This window comes from Rhodohalobacter sp., assembly GCF_034521535.1.
Taxonomy (GTDB): domain Bacteria; phylum Bacteroidota; class Rhodothermia; order Balneolales; family Balneolaceae; genus Rhodohalobacter.
On record NZ_JAXHMF010000005.1, the window covers coordinates 600,674 to 617,809 of the forward strand.

16 protein-coding genes are annotated in these 17,136 nt (G+C 43.0%); 9 read left to right on the forward strand and 7 right to left on the reverse strand.

Features of this window, described 5'->3' with window-relative positions; translation table 11 throughout:
* The first annotated feature begins 6 nt into the window (after positions 1 to 6).
* The 8 genes from U5K35_RS09595 to U5K35_RS09630 all read left to right on the forward strand — a co-directional run bounded on the left by U5K35_RS09595 (position 7) and on the right by U5K35_RS09630 (position 8,063).
* Positions 7 to 1,629, forward strand: a complete 1,623-nt coding sequence (locus U5K35_RS09595; protein WP_322571238.1) for a S41 family peptidase — start codon at positions 7 to 9, stop codon at positions 1,627 to 1,629.
* A gap of 2 nt (positions 1,630 to 1,631) precedes the next feature.
* The gene (locus U5K35_RS09600) at positions 1,632 to 2,483 is read left to right on the forward strand and encodes a PHP domain-containing protein (RefSeq protein ID WP_322571239.1); all 852 of its coding nucleotides are present in this window, start codon (positions 1,632 to 1,634) and stop codon (positions 2,481 to 2,483) included.
* 3 nt (positions 2,484 to 2,486) lie between these two features.
* Entirely contained in the window at positions 2,487 to 2,969 is a 483-nt protein-coding gene (gene ribH / locus U5K35_RS09605; RefSeq protein WP_322571240.1) for a 6,7-dimethyl-8-ribityllumazine synthase, read from the forward strand.
* 69 nt (positions 2,970 to 3,038) lie between these two features.
* Positions 3,039 to 3,866 carry an isoprenyl transferase gene (locus U5K35_RS09610; protein WP_322571241.1) on the forward strand — a complete coding sequence of 276 codons (828 nt, stop codon included), beginning with the start codon at positions 3,039 to 3,041 and terminating at the stop codon, positions 3,864 to 3,866.
* 73 nt (positions 3,867 to 3,939) lie between these two features.
* Positions 3,940 to 6,387 (forward strand): outer membrane protein assembly factor BamA, encoded by a 2,448-nt coding sequence (bamA, locus tag U5K35_RS09615; RefSeq protein WP_322571242.1) that lies wholly within the window; start codon positions 3,940 to 3,942, stop codon positions 6,385 to 6,387.
* An 11-nt stretch (positions 6,388 to 6,398) separates the two neighbouring features.
* Entirely contained in the window at positions 6,399 to 6,932 is a 534-nt protein-coding gene (locus U5K35_RS09620; protein WP_322571243.1) for an OmpH family outer membrane protein, read from the forward strand.
* A gap of 45 nt (positions 6,933 to 6,977) precedes the next feature.
* Positions 6,978 to 7,499, forward strand: coding sequence for an OmpH family outer membrane protein (locus U5K35_RS09625; protein WP_322571244.1), 522 nt, complete (start codon positions 6,978 to 6,980; stop codon positions 7,497 to 7,499).
* Between the two features lie 18 nt (positions 7,500 to 7,517).
* On the forward strand, positions 7,518 to 8,063 hold the full coding sequence (locus tag U5K35_RS09630; RefSeq protein ID WP_322571245.1) for an OmpH family outer membrane protein: 546 nt from the start codon (positions 7,518 to 7,520) through the stop codon (positions 8,061 to 8,063).
* A 60-nt stretch (positions 8,064 to 8,123) separates the two neighbouring features.
* On the opposite strand, the gene U5K35_RS09635 is transcribed toward U5K35_RS09630, so the two are convergent.
* A complete protein-coding gene (locus U5K35_RS09635; protein WP_322571246.1) occupies positions 8,124 to 9,233 on the reverse strand; it encodes a hypothetical protein in 1,110 nt (369 codons plus the stop codon).
* Positions 9,234 to 9,353: 120 nt separating this feature from the next.
* Between U5K35_RS09635 and U5K35_RS09640 the strand changes: the two genes are divergently transcribed.
* Positions 9,354 to 9,986 (forward strand): ribonuclease HII, encoded by a 633-nt coding sequence (locus U5K35_RS09640; protein WP_416221623.1) that lies wholly within the window; start codon positions 9,354 to 9,356, stop codon positions 9,984 to 9,986.
* Here U5K35_RS09640 and U5K35_RS09645 read toward each other — a convergent pair.
* The 6 genes from U5K35_RS09645 to purH all read right to left on the reverse strand — a co-directional run bounded on the left by U5K35_RS09645 (position 9,966) and on the right by purH (position 17,130).
* The gene (locus tag U5K35_RS09645; protein ID WP_322571248.1) at positions 9,966 to 11,216 is read right to left on the reverse strand and encodes an FtsW/RodA/SpoVE family cell cycle protein; all 1,251 of its coding nucleotides are present in this window, start codon (positions 11,214 to 11,216) and stop codon (positions 9,966 to 9,968) included. The two genes, U5K35_RS09640 and U5K35_RS09645, sit on opposite strands and share 21 nt — an antisense overlap.
* Positions 11,203 to 13,065, reverse strand: a complete 1,863-nt coding sequence (mrdA, locus tag U5K35_RS09650) for a penicillin-binding protein 2 (protein WP_322571249.1) — start codon at positions 13,063 to 13,065, stop codon at positions 11,203 to 11,205. The genes U5K35_RS09645 and mrdA overlap by 14 nt, the downstream gene beginning before the upstream one ends.
* Before the next feature lie 2 nt (positions 13,066 to 13,067).
* A complete protein-coding gene (gene mreD, locus U5K35_RS09655) occupies positions 13,068 to 13,544 on the reverse strand; it encodes a rod shape-determining protein MreD (protein WP_322571250.1) in 477 nt (158 codons plus the stop codon).
* Positions 13,541 to 14,368, reverse strand: coding sequence for a rod shape-determining protein MreC (mreC, locus tag U5K35_RS09660; RefSeq protein ID WP_322571251.1), 828 nt, complete (start codon positions 14,366 to 14,368; stop codon positions 13,541 to 13,543). The genes mreD and mreC overlap by 4 nt, the downstream gene beginning before the upstream one ends.
* 15 nt (positions 14,369 to 14,383) lie before the next feature.
* Complete coding sequence (locus U5K35_RS09665) at positions 14,384 to 15,454, reverse strand: rod shape-determining protein (protein WP_322571252.1); 1,071 nt, start codon at positions 15,452 to 15,454, stop codon at positions 14,384 to 14,386.
* Between the two features lie 104 nt (positions 15,455 to 15,558).
* The gene (gene purH / locus U5K35_RS09670; protein WP_322571253.1) at positions 15,559 to 17,130 is read right to left on the reverse strand and encodes a bifunctional phosphoribosylaminoimidazolecarboxamide formyltransferase/IMP cyclohydrolase; all 1,572 of its coding nucleotides are present in this window, start codon (positions 17,128 to 17,130) and stop codon (positions 15,559 to 15,561) included.
* Positions 17,131 to 17,136: the final 6 nt, after the last annotated feature.

The window sequence follows — 17,136 nt, forward strand, 5'->3', positions numbered from 1 at the left end:
CAATTTATGAAGGCTGTGTATAAAAGACGTTTTCTACTGCTCATTGCAGCTTTCCTTATCATTTCTACAGCATTTACACAGGTAAATGACCTGTTTTTTCAGATCAAGAAACAGCTTACCATTTTTACGGATGTCTATAAAGAGATAGCCGTGCGTTATGTTGATGAGGTTGCCCCGGAAACCCTGATGCAAAACGCTATCAAGGGCATGCTGTCTGACCTGGATCCTTATACTGTTTTTGTAAATGAAGGGGAGCAGCAACAGATGGAAATTTTGACTTCAGGATCTTACGGCGGTATTGGAATAGAGGCAGGCTATCGGGGAGACCGAATCGTAGTTATAGCCCCGATGGACGGATACCCTGCCCAGGAAGCCGGAATTCGCCCCGGAGATGTTATTGCTAAAATCAACGGAGTTGAAATTATTGACATTACACCGGAAGAAGTACAGCAGTTGACCATAGGTGATGTGGGGTCGGAAATTGAAATTGTTGTAACGCGAACCGGAGTAGATCAACCCATCACATTTAACCTGGAAAGAGAACGAATTGAAGTAAAAAATATAAGTTACTTCGGTTATCTGGATGCTGAGAATACGATTGGCTATGTACAACTCAATCGATTTGGACATCAAACGGGTGAAGAACTTCGAGCCGCGCTGCTCGATCTTGAAAGTGAAAACGAAATTGAAGGGCTAGTCCTTGATCTGCGTAATAATCCCGGTGGCCTTCTGAATGAAGCCATAGAGGTTGTGGATAAATTTCTTGAACCGGGGATAACTGTAGTTGAGACGAGAAGCCGTTTTGAGAGCCAAAACTCAGCTTATGCTACCGAGGAGCCCCCACTGTTTGAAGACCTTCCAATGATTGTGCTGATTAACAGCGGAAGCGCCAGTGCATCTGAAATTGTAGCGGGAGCTCTCCAGGATCTGGATAGAGCTGTGATTATGGGTGAACAGAGTTTTGGAAAAGGATTAGTGCAAACCGTACGGCCGCTTTCTTACAACACATCACTGAAAATGACAGTGTCGAAATACTTGATTCCCAGCGGCAGAAGTATTCAGTCAGTAGAAAACAAATCTGGTACGGATGAAGGGTACAGGATGTTTAGAACGCGTAATGGCAGAGATGTTCGCGGTGGCCTCGGCATAGAACCGGATGTAACTTTGGATGAGGGAATTCCTGCTCAGCTGGACCTTGCTCTGGCAAAAGATAGTCACATTTTCTTTTACGTTAATGAAAAGCTGAATAATGGGGATTTGGATTCCGAAAATATGCCGGAAGATTTTTACAGAGATTTTGTTCAGCGATTAATTGAAAGGGGCTTTTCGTTTGATACTTCGGCTGATGAGCATCTTAAAGCTTTAGAAAAACACTTTCAGGAGAGTGTGGATCAGCCGGGTGCGGATGACAGTATTTCAGAATTAAAAGCCTTGATGCGGGATTATAAAATTGCACAGCTTTACGACAGTAAGGAATTTATCAAAAATGAACTTCAGAAAGAGTGGATATCGCAGACCAAAGAGGGAGACGAGCGTCAGCAAGCTCTTCTCCAGCACGAAAACATTGTACTCGAATCATTAGAGTTAATTCGTGACAGAACGCGATACGACTCAATTTTAAAACCATAATTTTGGGAAAAGCAGATTTACATACACATACGATCGCATCTGACGGTGCATACTCAGCAGAAGAACTGCTTGAAAAGGCAGCAGAGAAAAAACTAAAAATCATCTCTATAACCGATCATGATACCATTAAGGGGTATTTGAGCGCGAAAGATAAAGCCCGGGAACTTAATATAGACCTGATACCGGGTGTAGAAGTGAGCGCAGTTTGGAAGAGCAGGGAAGTTCATATTTTGATTTACTGCTTTGATGAAAACAACGAAGAGTTTCGCAAAATGCTCTTGAATCAAAAGAGAGCTCGTATTCGCCGTATGGAGCGTATCGTGGAAAAGCTTCAAAAGCAAGGTTTGGATGTCTCTATGGATGAAGTGCGGGCTGAAGCCGGCCCCGGAAATCTTGGTCGACCTCACGCTGCAGCTGTATTAATCCATAAAAGATATGTCGCATCTGTAGCGGAAGCTTTTATTCGATATCTCTCCACCGAAAAGCTTGGAAATATCAAAACCGAATATGTAACGGTAAAAGAGTTGGTTGGAATTGCTAAAGAAGCGGGTGGAGTGCTTTCATTGGCACACCCTGGACCACTTTACACGCAAGACGAAATTGATGAACTTACAGCGTTGGGGTTAGACGGGATTGAGTGCATACATCCAAGTCACAATTATAGCTTACAACGCACGTTTTCAAAACTCGCTGCGCGGGATAATCTTCTGGTTACCGGTGGAAGTGACTTTCACGGGAAGGGGAAAAAAGATTATGATCCATATTTTGGGATTGTGACGCTGGGAGATCAGCATGTAATGTCGCTTAAACGAATGGCTCGCCGCAGACGCGAAATAATTAACACAGATCAATAAGACATGCCAAAAATTAAACCTGATTCGGAAAGCAGTTTGAAAGGCAAAAAAGTAGCCGTAGTTGCGGCAAAGTGGAATTCATTTGTTACGGACGAAATGCTTGAGGGAGCTGTTTCGGCTTTAAAGGCTAAGGGAATAGAAGAGGATGATATTATTTCCATGCGATGCCCCGGTTCGTTTGAACTTCCTCTTGCCAGTAAATACTGTATTGATCACCTGAAAGCTGATGCGGTAGTGGCTATCGGGGCAGTTATTCGCGGCGGAACTCCACACTTTGATTATGTATGTGATGCCGTGACAAGAGGAATTACAGATTTGAATATGAAATCGGGGGTGCCGGTAGCTTTTGGAGTGCTTACAACCGATACTGTTGAACAGGCAACTGAAAGAGCCGGAATGGAAAAAGGCAACAAAGGTGCGGAGGCGGCTCTCTCAGCTATTGAGATGTTATTACTGAAAGAGGCTATGAAGCACGAGGGGAGTTAAATGCCTCTTGAAAATCGTATCATTTAGCTCTATTTTTTAAAGCTTGTAACACTTCATTAAAGAACTGCATTGGAACCACTAACACTTACAGATACTATTCAAAGCGAAGAGGATAAGAATCTCCAGGAGGAGGTTAAATCTTCCGGTTCCATACCAAACCATATCGCTATCATAATGGATGGTAATGGGCGATGGGCCAAAGATAAAGGCAATATTCGCTTATTCGGCCATAAAGAAGGGGTTGAATCCGTACGGGACATTACGGAAAGCTGTGCTCAACTCGGTGTTAATCATTTAACACTGTATGCATTCTCTACTGAGAATTGGAATCGCCCCTCAGATGAAGTGAACGGTTTGATGAAGTTGTTAGTCAATTCTTTGAAAAAAGAAGCCGACAGACTTCACAAAAATAATATTAAGCTGACGTCGATCGGCCAGATCAACCGGTTGCCCAAATCTTGTCAAAATCAGTTGCAGGAAGTCATTGAACTGACAAAAGACAATGACAGGCTTGAACTTTGCTTAGCACTTAGCTATTCGGGAAGATGGGATATTACAGAAGCTGTTAAAAAAGTGGCTCAGGATGTGGCAGATGGGAAAGTCTCTCCTGATGATATCAGTGATGAGCTCATTGGCACCTACTTGTCTACAGCAGATATTCCCGATCCTGATTTGATCATTCGAACGAGCGGGGAATTCCGGATTAGTAATTTTCTGCTTTGGCAGCTTGCATATTCTGAGCTTTACGTTACAAAAACTTATTGGCCTGATTTTCGAAGAAATGAGCTGTATCAGGCAATATTTTCCTATCAAAAGCGTGATCGTAGATACGGGAACGTGAAACACGGATATACTAAAAAGCTATCCGCATCCATTATCAATAAAATTATCTCTTAAAGAAGTAATTATCTCTCACGTGGTCATATATAAAAGACTCCTCATTTGCTTTATTTTTTCTTTCATCGGGTTGTTGTCCGTCAATCAAACATTTGCACAGGATTCAACATTTACCATTCAGGACCCGACTTCAATTACTCCCCTTGAGTACGAAATTCGTGAGATCACGGTTACCGGTCTGGTAACGGCTCGCGAAAGCTATTTGATTAGCAGCAGCGGCTTGCGTGTCGGTGATCGTATATCAATACCGGGTGAGGAAATTTCTGAAGCGATACGTCGCCTTCATCGAACCAGCTTGTTCTCAGACGTTTCGATTGAGCACGAGCGAGTATCGGGAGGCGTACGTATCCATATTAAAGTGCAGGAGCAACCTCGCTTGCAAAGCTTTGAACTGGTTGGGGGAAAACGCTCACACCGAAGAGATTTACGTGAGCGGCTAAATTTGATCTCCGGTTTTGCGGTAACCAACTCTGTGCGTTCGCAGGCATTAAATACGATTTATCGATACTACAGAGAAGAAGGGTATTGGAATACCGATGTGAATGTTGTTGAAGAGATTACTGACGACGAGCGAAATAGAATATCACTCACGTTTGAAATTGAGCCGGGCGAGAGAATTAAAGTTCGTGAAATTAATTTTGTCGGAAATGAAGAATTCAGTGATCGCAGATTGAGGAAAAGTTTTAACACAATAAAGCAGGATCGCTGGTGGAGAATTTTTAAACGACACGTCTATACTCAGGACGAGTATGAGGAAGGAATACAAAATGTCTTGGAGTATTATAGAAATAACGGATACAGGGATGTCCGTGTACTGGAAGATTCCGTTTACGTAGATGACTGGAGAAGAGACAAAGACGGCGTTATTTTTGATATTGAAATTCAAGAAGGACCCCAATATCACGTCAGGAATATTAATTGGGATGGAAACACGGTTTACACCGATCAGGAGCTGACAAATGCTTTTGGTTTCCAGAAGGGTGATGTATTTGATGAGTCGAAATTTAATGAAAACCTGGAATTCCGACGCGATGATGGAGACATTACAAGTCTATATCAGAACATCGGTTATCTTTTCTTTGATGTTTATCCTGATTTACAAATTGCTCCGGGCGATTCTTTAGACCTCAATTTTGAAATCATTGAGGGCGAGATAGCCACAATCCGGGAAGTTGAGTTTTCAGGTAACACAAAAACACACGATGATGTAGTCCGCAGAACGCTTCGAACCGTACCGGGCCAGACCTACAGCCGTTCATCAATTGTACGATCTATTCGTGAGCTGGGTCAGCTGGGATATTTTAATCCGGAGGGCATTCAACCGAATTTGCAGCCCGATCAGGAGAATCGAACCGTTGATATTAGCTATCAGCTCGATGAAACACAGGGAACGGATAATTTTGAATTTTCCGGTGGTTTTGGCGGTCGCCAAATTGGAATTATTCTGGCGGCACGTGTAAACTTTAATAACTTTTCCGTTCAAAGAATGTTTGAACCGGGCGGATGGAATCCAATCCCATCAGGCGACGGACAAAAACTATCCTTAGGCGTTCAGGTAACGGGCCGCGGATATCAGAGCTACAACTTCAGTTTTACGGAACCGTGGTTACGAGGTAAACCCACATCGTTGGGCGTAAGTCTGTCGTACGACTTTTTGAACTACAGTAATCGAAGAATTGGCGGCATTCAACAGCCGGAGCGCAGGAATGAGCTCTTTTCTGCAAGTGTAAGTGTAGGGCGCAGACTTCAGTGGCCGGATGATTATTTCCAGCAGCGTACAGTACTGACTTACAACCACTTTAATGTTGCCGGTTTTAGAGGAATATTTGAAGACGGTCGTGCAGATTTGATGACCGTAAGACATGAAATTGAACGTAATTCCACGGATAATCCAATTTCACCTCGCTTGGGATCCAAATTTAGTTTGTCCGGTGAGATTGCACTGCCGCTGCCTGAATTCCAGCAGTTTTACAAAATCATATCGAAGTATCAGCATCATCACACCATTGCCGGCAAACTTGTGTTAACTGCCGGGGCTGAGTATGGTTATATGGGCTATTTAAGCAGCAGAGGTCAAACCAATTTCCAACGCTTCTTCTTGGGTGGAACGCAAATCCAGCAGAGACAAAACTTCCTGAATGATAATATTGATCTGCGTGGATTCCCCGGTGGGTTTAACGGCGTTATTTCTCCGCTCGATGAAAATCAAAACCTGATTGGCGGCCGCGTATATAATAAATATATCCTTGAGTTACGTTATCCTGCCGTATCATCAGAACAAATACAGCTTATTCCGTATGCGTTTGTGGATGCAGGAAACACATTCAATGATTTAAGCAGTTTTGATCCGTTTGAAGTGAAAAGAGCTGTAGGATTTGGTGCCAGGATCTTCCTCCCAATTTTGGGTCTGGTTGACCTGAGTTACGGTTACAGGTTGGATGGAACGCCCGCTTCCAACGAAGGACAAGGTTTAAGACCGGGTGAGTGGGAGTTCTTATTTAATATTGGTGCACCATTTTAAAAAGTGACGAGATGAAAAAAATTCTCTGTTTCACAATAATTTTGCTTTGGGTTGGTTTTGAAGTGGCGTATGCCCAAAACCAAAAAATCGGCTTTGTGGATACGGATGTGATCATGCAGAATATTCCGGAGTACAGCGGGGTAGAGCAACGGCTTGATCTGTTGAGTGAAAACTGGCGGCAGGAGATTCGTGAGTTGGAAGAAAAAATTGCTCAGCTTCAGGAAGATTTTGAAGCCAGAGAGTTGCTTTTTACTGATGAGGTGCGTGAAGAAAGATTACAAGAAATTAATGCAAAGACAGATGAGCTTGATCGGCTGATCGAGAGCAGGTTTGGCCCTGAGGGTGAATATTTTTCAAGACAAAAAGAGTTGCTTGAACCCATTCAAAGGCGGATATTTGAGGCCTTAAACAGTGTGGCTGAACGTGAAAATTTTGACTATGTATTTGATCGTGCACAGGATTCAAGAATTTTATTCGTACGCCAGCAATGGAACCTAACTGACGAAGTGATGTTAGAATTAGGGTTAGAACCAATGGAAAACTAAAGAATATAAATAATAACTAAGGTCGCTTAATCAACTACATAATTTATGAAACAGACAATTCTGACAATACTATTCATATTATTACCTCTCACTGTTTTCGGACAGCTGAAAGTGGGTACTATGAACCCAGACGCTGTGCTTGACGCGCTTCCGGAAACTGAACAGGTTGAAACTCAAATTCAACAGTATATCCAGGAAAGACAGGCAGAGTTCCAGGATCGATACCAGGTATGGATCGAGGATCTGACTGAATTTTCTGAGCTTGCAGAAGCAGGCGAGATTTCCGGGGAAGAACAGGCTCGACGTGAAGAGCAACTTCAGGAAAGACAGGAAGAGCTCAGTAATATGGAAAGCCGTATTCAGCAACAAATCCAGCAGCGACAAAACGAACTATTTTCTCCACTGCTGAACAGAGTTGATGCAGCCATGAGTGAAGTTGCCGAAGAGTTGGAACTTGAGTTTGTTATTAATCAAACGGCCAGCTCGGGCGACCCAATCGTTTACTATTCATCGCAGCGCGGTGTTGACATTACAGAAAGAGTTATTCAAAAACTTACACAGAACTAATACGAACCCTCTATTATCATGAAAAAAGTATATACACTAGGATTTATATTTCTCATTGCAATCACAACTCTTATGGCAGCTCCTGCGGTGCAAGCCCAGGATATGAAAATTGGGTTTGTAGAGCCTAGAGCGGTTCTTGAACGCATGCCCGAGATGAAAGCTGTTCAACAGCGACTCCAGAATTTTGCCGAACGCAAGCAAAATGAACTTGTTCAGAAAGAGCGTGAACTGCAGACCGAAGTTGAACTTTATCAACAGAAAGTAGGTGTGATTTCAGAGCAGGCTCGCCAAACTGAAGAGGAACGGCTAAACGCTATGGATACTGAGTTTAGACAGATGCAGCAACAGGCGCAGCAGGAAATGGCGCAGCAGCGAGCTGAGTTGATGTCTCCATTACTGGAACAAATTCAGGGAGCCATTGATACTGTAGCAGCAAGCAAAGGCTTAGACTACGTACTCAATACCACAACATCTGCGGGTGATGTAATTATACTGTATGTTTCTCCAGAGGTTAGAGAGGAGTACGATATTACAGACGAAGTGATGGTTGAGTTGGGTATCTAAAATTTTAGATATTCAAACGAATGAATTTCAAAGGCAACTCTGTTTCAGGGTTGCCTTTTTTTATTTCACATTTTTTCTTCTGTTGCGGATGTAATCTTCAAAGATGTACCCGCCGAGTTCATTCAGAGAAGAGTAATATGCACGTCCTTGATTTGCTTCGGTCAGCTCTCTGACAAAATTTTGTAGGTAGGGATCACGGGCAATCATAAATGTGGTGATGGAGATCTGATCCCGCTTACATTTTACGGCCTCATCTAATACTTTATTCACAATTTTTCGATCCAGCCCAAAACTGTTTTTGTAGAGCTTCCCGTTTTCAATCATACAGGATGGTTTCCCGTCTGTAATCATAAAGATCTGTTTATTGGCAAATTTCTTTCGTTGCAGAGTGTGCCGGGCCATCTGCAAACCTTGTAAAGTATTTGTGTGATAGGGACCAACTTTTAGATACGGCAAATCTTTGATCTCTATATGCCACGCTTCATTGCCAAACGCGATAATATCCAGAGAATCTTTTTCGTAGCTGTTCATGATAAGCTCGGATAGAGCCATAGCTACTTTTTTAGCCGGTGTTATTCTGTCTTCGCCATAAAGAATCATAGAATGGCTTAAATCGATGAGCAGTACCGTAGCTGCGGAAGTGTAGTGATCTGTATTGTATACCTCAATATCATCTTCTCTCAGGCTAAATTGATCAAGAGTTGTATGCTTGAGTGCGTTCATCAGCGTGCCTGTGCCGTCTATATGGGCTGTATCGTCTCCGTGCTGCCACGATCGGGTCTCAGGCTGCCTCTCCAGTCCGCGTCCGCTGTAAACGGTTTTATGCCCTCCTTTGGATCCCTTTTTCAGTTGATTAAAAATTTCCTCCAGTGCTTTTTTCCGAATACTCCGGTCTGTTTTGGAGGTGGGTACCATTATGGACTGTTCATCGTCGAATTCGATGTAGCCACGTTCTTTGAGATCTTCGATGAAATCGCCAAGGCCATACCCATCTTCAAACTGATCGGTAATTTCATACTCGTCGTCCAGCTGATTCAGCCAGCGCAATGCCTGCGATACATCGCCACCTGCAATCGACAGCAACTCCTGAAAAAGGTTTAAAAGCGTATCGAAGGGTGATTTTTCATTTTTATTAAAGCGATCAGACCACTCAGAATATTTAAAATGCATAGGTAAAATTGGTTTCTCTTAAGCTCACATTTTTATAAACTCTGAATGAGAATAAATCATTGCACAGATTGGTAAATAAATGGAATTAATTAATGCTCGGCATCTACAGAAGCTATGAAAATGTACCGTTATGAGACAGAATTATGGAAAGACGGTTTCAACAGGGTGATGGGGCTCGATGAAGTTGGAAGGGGCTGCTTATGTGGTCCTGTTGTAGCGGCCGGAGTTATTATAAAGCCCGGAACCGAACTCGACCCGGCTATTACAGACAGTAAAAAACTTTCGGACCAAAAAAGGCGGTCGCTTGTTGATGAAATAAAAGCGAAATCGGCATTCTGGACAGTACAGAAGTGTTCTCCGGGAAAAATTGATGAGATCAATATTCTTAAAGCGTCGATACTTGCCATGATAAAGTGCTCTGAACAGAGTGGAGCCAATCCTGACTTTCTCCTGGTTGACGGGAATCAGTTTTCTACCACCTTAATTCCGCACAAATGTATCGTGAAAGGGGATGATAACTCTGCATCGATAGCAGCAGCTTCAATTCTTGCTAAAGTGTACAGAGATGACATAATGGTTCAGCTTCATGAACAGTATCCTTACTACGGCTGGGAGAGTAATGTCGGGTATCCTACAGCTAAACACTATGATGGTTTGGAGCAGTATGGATATACAAAGCACCACAGAAAATCTTTCAAGCTGAGAACAGAGAAGAAGTTTTCGGAATCAAACTTATCTGTAAATACTGAATGAGCGTTTGTTGAGATCCAAGTTCAGGCATACGGCTAGCATTATCGTATTTGCCAAAAATGCAGATCCGCCATAACTAACAAAGGGCAGAGGGACTCCCATGATGGGCAGTACAGCTGTTGCACTTCCAATATTTATAACAAAGTGGGTGAAATACAGAAAGGTTACAGATATGATAACCAGCTGAGCAAACGGATGTTTATGGTTACTGGCCATCGTCATTAACCGTAAAAAAAGAAAAGTATAGAGCAGGAAGAGTATGCTGGAGCCGATAAATCCAAATTCCTCACCAATAACACAGTAGATAAAATCTGTCCACTGCTCCGGTAAAAACCGAAGCTGTGTTTGAGTGCCTTCCATAAATCCTTTTCCTGTAACGCCACCCGAGCCAACTGCAGTGGTAGCCTGGAGTACATTCCAACCGGCTCCCTGGGGGTCGAGTGAGGGATTTACAAACGCTTCGACTCTTGCACGCTGGTGTGGTTGCAGAACATGCTGCAATCCGACTTCAGTACCGACTATTACAACTAGCCCCAAAACAAGTGCAGATAAACTATACCACCTGCTCTTCTGTAGAAACAGGACGGCAACCGCAATAATAACGGCAGCAGTAATACCAAAAGGGAGACCAATTACTGTGAAGTACCCAATAATTGCAGGAGAAATCATAATCAGGGAGAGCCCGTAAGGTAAACCTGACCAGAACAAAACAACGGGAATCAGAGCAAGTATTACCAATGCTGTACCGGTATCATTTTGGAGAATGACTATGGTTGCAGGTAGAAGAATTAATAAAATTGTAGTGAATGCAGTTTTTACATTATTTGCAGTCATATCTCTTTTATGAGTCAAATAGTTTGCAACCGCTAAAATGGTTGCAAGTTTTAAAAACTCACTGACCTGTAAACGAAGACCAAATATTGAAAGCCAGCTGCGGCTTCCACTAACTTCAACTCCGGCAAATACAGTCACTATAGCTAAAATGACAGTTACGCCATAGAAGAGATAAGCAACCCCCTGAAATGTTCTCGGCGATGTGAATTGGATGGCCACCAAAATGGCAAGAGAGAGACCAACCCAAACACTTTGACGGGCGAAATTATTTTGTATGTAATCAGGTAAAAATTGTGCTACCTCACCCTGAGTGGCGCTATATATAGCTATCAAACCAAAAGTAGCTAAACCCGCCCATGCAAAGAGTACCGGCCAGTTAAACTCATTAGAGTTGTGCATCTTCTTCTGCCTCCTCAGCAGCTTCTTCAGTTCTGGGTTGAAAATTCACAACGTAATCGAATATCCAGTTTCGACGAGGACTGATTTCACCGTTGATATATTTCTCAATTAAAAGTCCTGCAACAGGAGCGGCAGAAATTGAACCAAAGCCGGAATTTTCGGTAAGTACAGCTACAGCTATTTTTGGATCATCCATTGGGGCAAACGCAATAAACCAACCGTGGTCTTCACCGTGCGGGTTTTGAGACGTTCCGGTTTTACCGGCAACCTCAACGTTGGGTAGATTGGCATAAAAACGCCCGCTGCCTTCCGTTACTACACTTCTCATACCTTGCTTCACTATCTCGAGATGGTCATCTTCAATCCAGTCAATAGGTACTTTTTCAGGATTTGTGTAGCGTATGTCGTTTTCTCCATACTTAATTTGTTTAACCAAATGAGGTTGCACCCTGTATCCGCCATTTGCAATACTTGATACGGCTACAGCCATCTGAAGCGGTGATGCGGAAACGAGTCCCTGACCGATTCCAAGGCTAATTATATCACCTATACCCCAACGCCGAACCCCAAATGTTTGATCCATATAGGTACTATCGGGTATAATGCCTGACCGCTCGGAAGGAAGATCAATTCCATTCAGCGGACCAATGCCAAAGTCCTGAATCAGACTAGACCAATCATTTAAAAGGCCTTCAGTGGCCACTCTGTCCATCATCCAGTAAAAAAAGTAGTTACTTGAAAATGTAATGGCCTTTTTAATATCGTAATCGCCGGGATCGGCAGTATCACCATAGGAGCGGCCACGCATGTAATATCCGGGGCTTGTTAGAACGGTATTTTCGTTGAAAATGCCAAGATGTAAACCGGCCAATGCCATAAAAGGTTTAAAGGTGGAGCCGGGTGGCTGTCGGGATGAAATGGCTCGATTAAACAGGGGCGTTTTTGGATCTACATTAATTGTTCTCCAATAGTCCATATCCATTCGGCCTGCCAGTCTGGAAATTTCATACTGTGGAGTACTTACCATACTCAATATTTCGCCGTTTTGAGGATCCATGGCAACTAAAGCACCTGTCATATTTCCCATCAATTTTTCAGCAAAACTTTGGAGTTCGGCGTCTATTGATGTCACCAGGTCGCCTCCTTTTTGAGGAGGACTATCAAGTTCGCCGTTGTTAAATGAACCAAGCGACTGCCCGTAGGCATTTACCCGTACATATTCACTTCCCAACTCGCCTCTAAGATGATCTTCATAGACCATTTCGAGGCCGCTTTTGCCAATTTTATCTCCCAGCCGTACATGGTCGTAGTCAAGATATTCTTCTCTTGATGCTTCCCTTAAATATCCAAAAATATGTGATCCTTTAAGTTCTGAATGATAGTTTCGTTTACTGTCAACCTGATGGCCGATACCCGGCAATTGCCAAAGATTTTCCTGCACATTTGAAAAAACCTCGAATGGAACTTCAGTAAATAATCTTGAGTTGCGATGCCAGGAGTAATCCTGTGCAATTTTAATTCTCTCCAGAAGCTCACTGTTCTCAATTCTCAGTAACTCAGCAAGCAACGGAACTTTTTCCATATCAAAATTAGCGGGCGTAATTGTGATCGAATAGATGGGCTGATTATCTACCAGAATATTTCCGTTTCGATCCAGGATTAATCCCCGGGCAGGATTTATCATTTCCATTCGCAATGAGTTCTGCATGCTAAGAGGGGAGTACTTTTCGTAATCTACAATCTGAAGCTGAAAGACCCGCACAAACAGCACAATCAGCCCGATAATGATCACGGCCTGCAGTATGCGAATGGATGCTTTTGTATGTTCCGGGTTTCTTCTTCTAGCCATCTCTACCTATCCGTTCTTACTAAATGCAAGAAACTCCCGATCACGGCAGTCATCAAAGTACCGGCCAGCATCAAACTCCAGAATACATATCCTGATGCGTAGACTTCAGAAAACATTGTGAGTACTAAAAAAATAAGATTATGCAGAAATGCGACAGCCAAAATGATCAAAAATACTTGCCAGAAAATGAACCTGTTTTCTGATATACGATTTAAATAACTGTGTAGTATAAAAATGGTCAATGTTTTTGAAAACATGTGCAAACCCCAAAGATCAGAAAAAGCGTCCTGAAACAGTGCCAGGATTGCCGTGAGGATTAAACTCTCGGTTTTTCCTTTTTTTGTGCTTAACCAAATCAGATAAATAAGTACAAGATCTACCTCTCCATCAAAAATTCTAAGATTTTTAAATAGCAGTATTTGTACTGCTACAATACCAAGACCAATTAAAAAGAATCGTATAGTATCTGATTTTATCAAAACAGTTCTTCTTGTTGATTAATCAGTTGATTGATGGTAGTGTCGGGTTCAAAGGCAACAACAAAAGCTTCAGAAAGCGTAAAAAGATCTGCAAATGCTCTCAGGTAAATGGTTTGAGTTTCAACACCTCTTCCCGGCTCAACCGCTGTGATCTCGCCAATGGGAATACCCGCTGGAAATTGATTGCTCGCACCGGATGTTTCAACGATCTGCCCTACATCAACCGGAATGGTTTGAGGTACATATTGTAAAGTCAGTTCATTTTCTGAATCTCCATCCCACGATACAATACCATAAGCCCGCGAACTTTGAATGCGAGCACTTACTCTGAATAGAGAATTAGAATAGGGAAGAACCTGCGCATAGTTTTTAGCTGTGAAATTGACCTGCCCCACCAAACCGTCTGAATTCATCAACGGCATTCCCTGTCGAATTCCATCGTCTGTTCCGGCGCTTACAGTCAGTGAGTTATTCAAACCCCGCAGATCTTTAGCCACTATCTGAACGGGAATTAATGAATGTTCACTCTCTTCGCGCAGATTAAGAAGTTCACGAAGTATTTGGTTTTGCTGGTCAGCAGATCTCAACCGGCTCAGTTCATCCTGTAAGAGAATATTCTGTCGCTGAAGATAGGTGTTTGTGGTGAGAGCCTGCCGATAAATGCGAATGTTGGATAGTGGCTGCTCGAGATAGCTTAAAACCGTGACAGAAATTTTTCGGACGTTTTGCAGTCCTCCATCATGTCTGCTTACCATCAAAGCGGTTGCGATTAGCAGAATGAGCGCGGTTATGATGTAATCTTTGGCATCAGCTAAACGTCGCATTTAATTGTTCACGGCTTAAGAAATTACGCTTCGGTAGTAATCGATATCTTCCAGAATTGCTCCTGTTCCACGAACCACAGCTGTGAGAGGATCTTCCGCGATATGAACGGGAAGATCGGTTGTTTCCATGATCAGCCTATCGAGATTTTTTAACATAGCGCCGCCACCGGTAAGCATAATTCCCCGGTCCAGAATATCTGCAGAAAGTTCGGGAGGTGTTTGTTCCAAAGATTTTGTGATAGCTTCTACAATGGTATTTACTGATTCGGAAATGGCTTCACGTACATCTTTTGACGTTACCTGCCGCGTTCTTGGAACACCATTCACCAGGTCTCGTCCTTTTGTGATCATTTCAAGCTCTTCATCCAAAGGAGCTGCAGATCCAATTTCGCACTTAATTTTTTCAGCTGTACGTTCACCAATCAACAGGTTGTGGTTTCGTCTGAAGTAGCTGATGATATCATCGTTCAGTTCATCTCCGCCCAGACGTACAGACTGAGCATAGACAATACCTGACAGTGCGATGACAGCAATTTCTGTTGTACCGCCACCGATATCTACGATCATGTTACCAACCGGTTCGTGCACATCAAGACCAATTCCGATAGCTGCAGCCATGGGCTCATCAACCAGATAGACCTCTTTGGCTCCTGCATGTTCAGCACTGTCGCGAACAGCTCTGCGCTCAACTTCAGTAATGCCGCTGGGCACACAAACCACCATCTGACGGGTGGTGGAATACCACTTCATCTTCACCTTTTTAATCATACCCCTGATCATCTGCTCGGCTACTTCAAAATCAGCGATAACACCATCCCGCAAAGGCCGGACTGTTCTGATATTCCGGTGAGTTTTCTCATGCATCAGTCGGGCTTCGTGCCCTGTAGCAACCGGATCATTCTGGTTGTTTAACGCTACGATGGAAGGTTCGTTTAATACAATTCCCTGACCCCTGGCATAGATAAGAGTGTTTGCAGTTCCAAGGTCAATGGCAATATCTGTATAAAGAAAATCAAAGAGACCTTTCTTGGTTTGATTTTTCGAGTCTTTCGATTTTGTCTTTGTTGGGGTATAGGTATCCGACATCGAGATGCGTGGCTTTTTCAGTTAAATTTAAGGGCAATGGATGAAAATACGATTTTGAAGCTCTATTTGCGAATTCAACTTTATAAGATTTTAATCTTTAAAAATCAGTGCTTAAAATGGCGTTTTCCAGTGAAAATCATTGTCATCTCACTTTTGTTAGCTTCTTGAATTACTTCTTCGTCCCGTATACTGCCTCCGGGCTGAATAACGGCAGTAGCACCTGCTTTAGCTGCAGCTTCAACTCCGTCTGCAAATGGGAAAAAAGCATCCGATGCGATTGCTGATCCTTTTAGATCCAGTTTCTCTTTTTGTGCTTTATTGACGGCAATTTCCGAACTGTCTACCCGGCTTGTCTGACCGGTTCCAATACCAAGTGTCTGCCTGTTTTTTGCGTATACAATTGCGTTGGATTTTACATGCTTCACAACTTTCCAGGCAAATAGCATGTCGGCCATCTCTATGTCAGTTGGCTTGCGCTCGGTAACGGTTTTCAAATCTCCGGCCTCTACTGTTTCAGAGTCCGGTTGCTGAACGAGAGCTCCGCCAAACACTGATTTTACAGTCAATGTGTCTGCTTCCGGAAACTGAAGAATCCTGACCAGTCTTCTGTTTTTTTTCTGAGTTAAAAGATCCAGTGCCTCATCAGAAAATGATGGAGCAAGAATAATTTCAGTAAAAATCTCATCAATGGCCTGAGCCGTCTCCAGATCCAATTTTTTGTTTGAAATAACAATGCCACCGAAAGGAGACATCTTATCTGTTTCAAACGCCTTGCGATACGCTTTGGTCAGATGATCATCAGTGGCTACACCGCACGGAACCGTGTGTTTAAAGATGGCGATGGTGGGATCATCATTCTGAAAATCAGCCATCAGATTAAGAGCGCTGTCGATATCCAGATAGTTGTTGTAGCTCAACTCTTTACCATGGAAGCAATCAATATATTTTTGCTGTTCCCCATAGATACCTGCTTTTTGATGAGGATTCTCCCCGTAGCGTAAATCTGCTGATTTTGTATGGCTTACATTCAGCTGTTCCGGCAGTGCCTGTTCATCAATTTGCGTGAAATAATTGGAAATCGCCGCGTCGTAATCAGCGGTGTGCTCAAAGGCTTTTCGGGCCAGTTTTCGTCTGGTTGAGAACGAAATCGCACTCTTCTTGTTCAGCTCTTCAACGAAGCTATTATATTGACCGGGGTTGGTCAGAATACAGACATGAGCGAAATTTTTAGCTGCCGCTCTTACCATTGTAGGTCCACCGATGTCAATATTTTCTGTGGCCTCAGCGGGAGTGATATCTGCTTTTTTAATGGTCTTTTTGAAAGGATAGAGATTTACAACAACCAGCTCAATCGGTTTAATATCTAGTTTTTTCAACTCCTGATTGTCCGGCTCATGGCTTGTTCGTGCAAGTATTCCTCCGTGAATATTGGGGTGAAGCGTTTTTACCCTGCCATCCAGACACTCGGGGAATTGAGTTACATCGCTCACATCTTTTACGGGTATTTCTGCTTTACGTATTACATTTGCAGTGCCACCGGTGCTCAGAATTTCGACACCGTTCTGGTGAAGCATCTTTGCTAATTCAACAATTCCGCTTTTATCAGAAACAGAAAGTAAAGCGCGCTTAATTTTTAGCGGAGTTTCAGGGAGTTGGGAGAGAGGTTTTAAGGCCACAGCAGA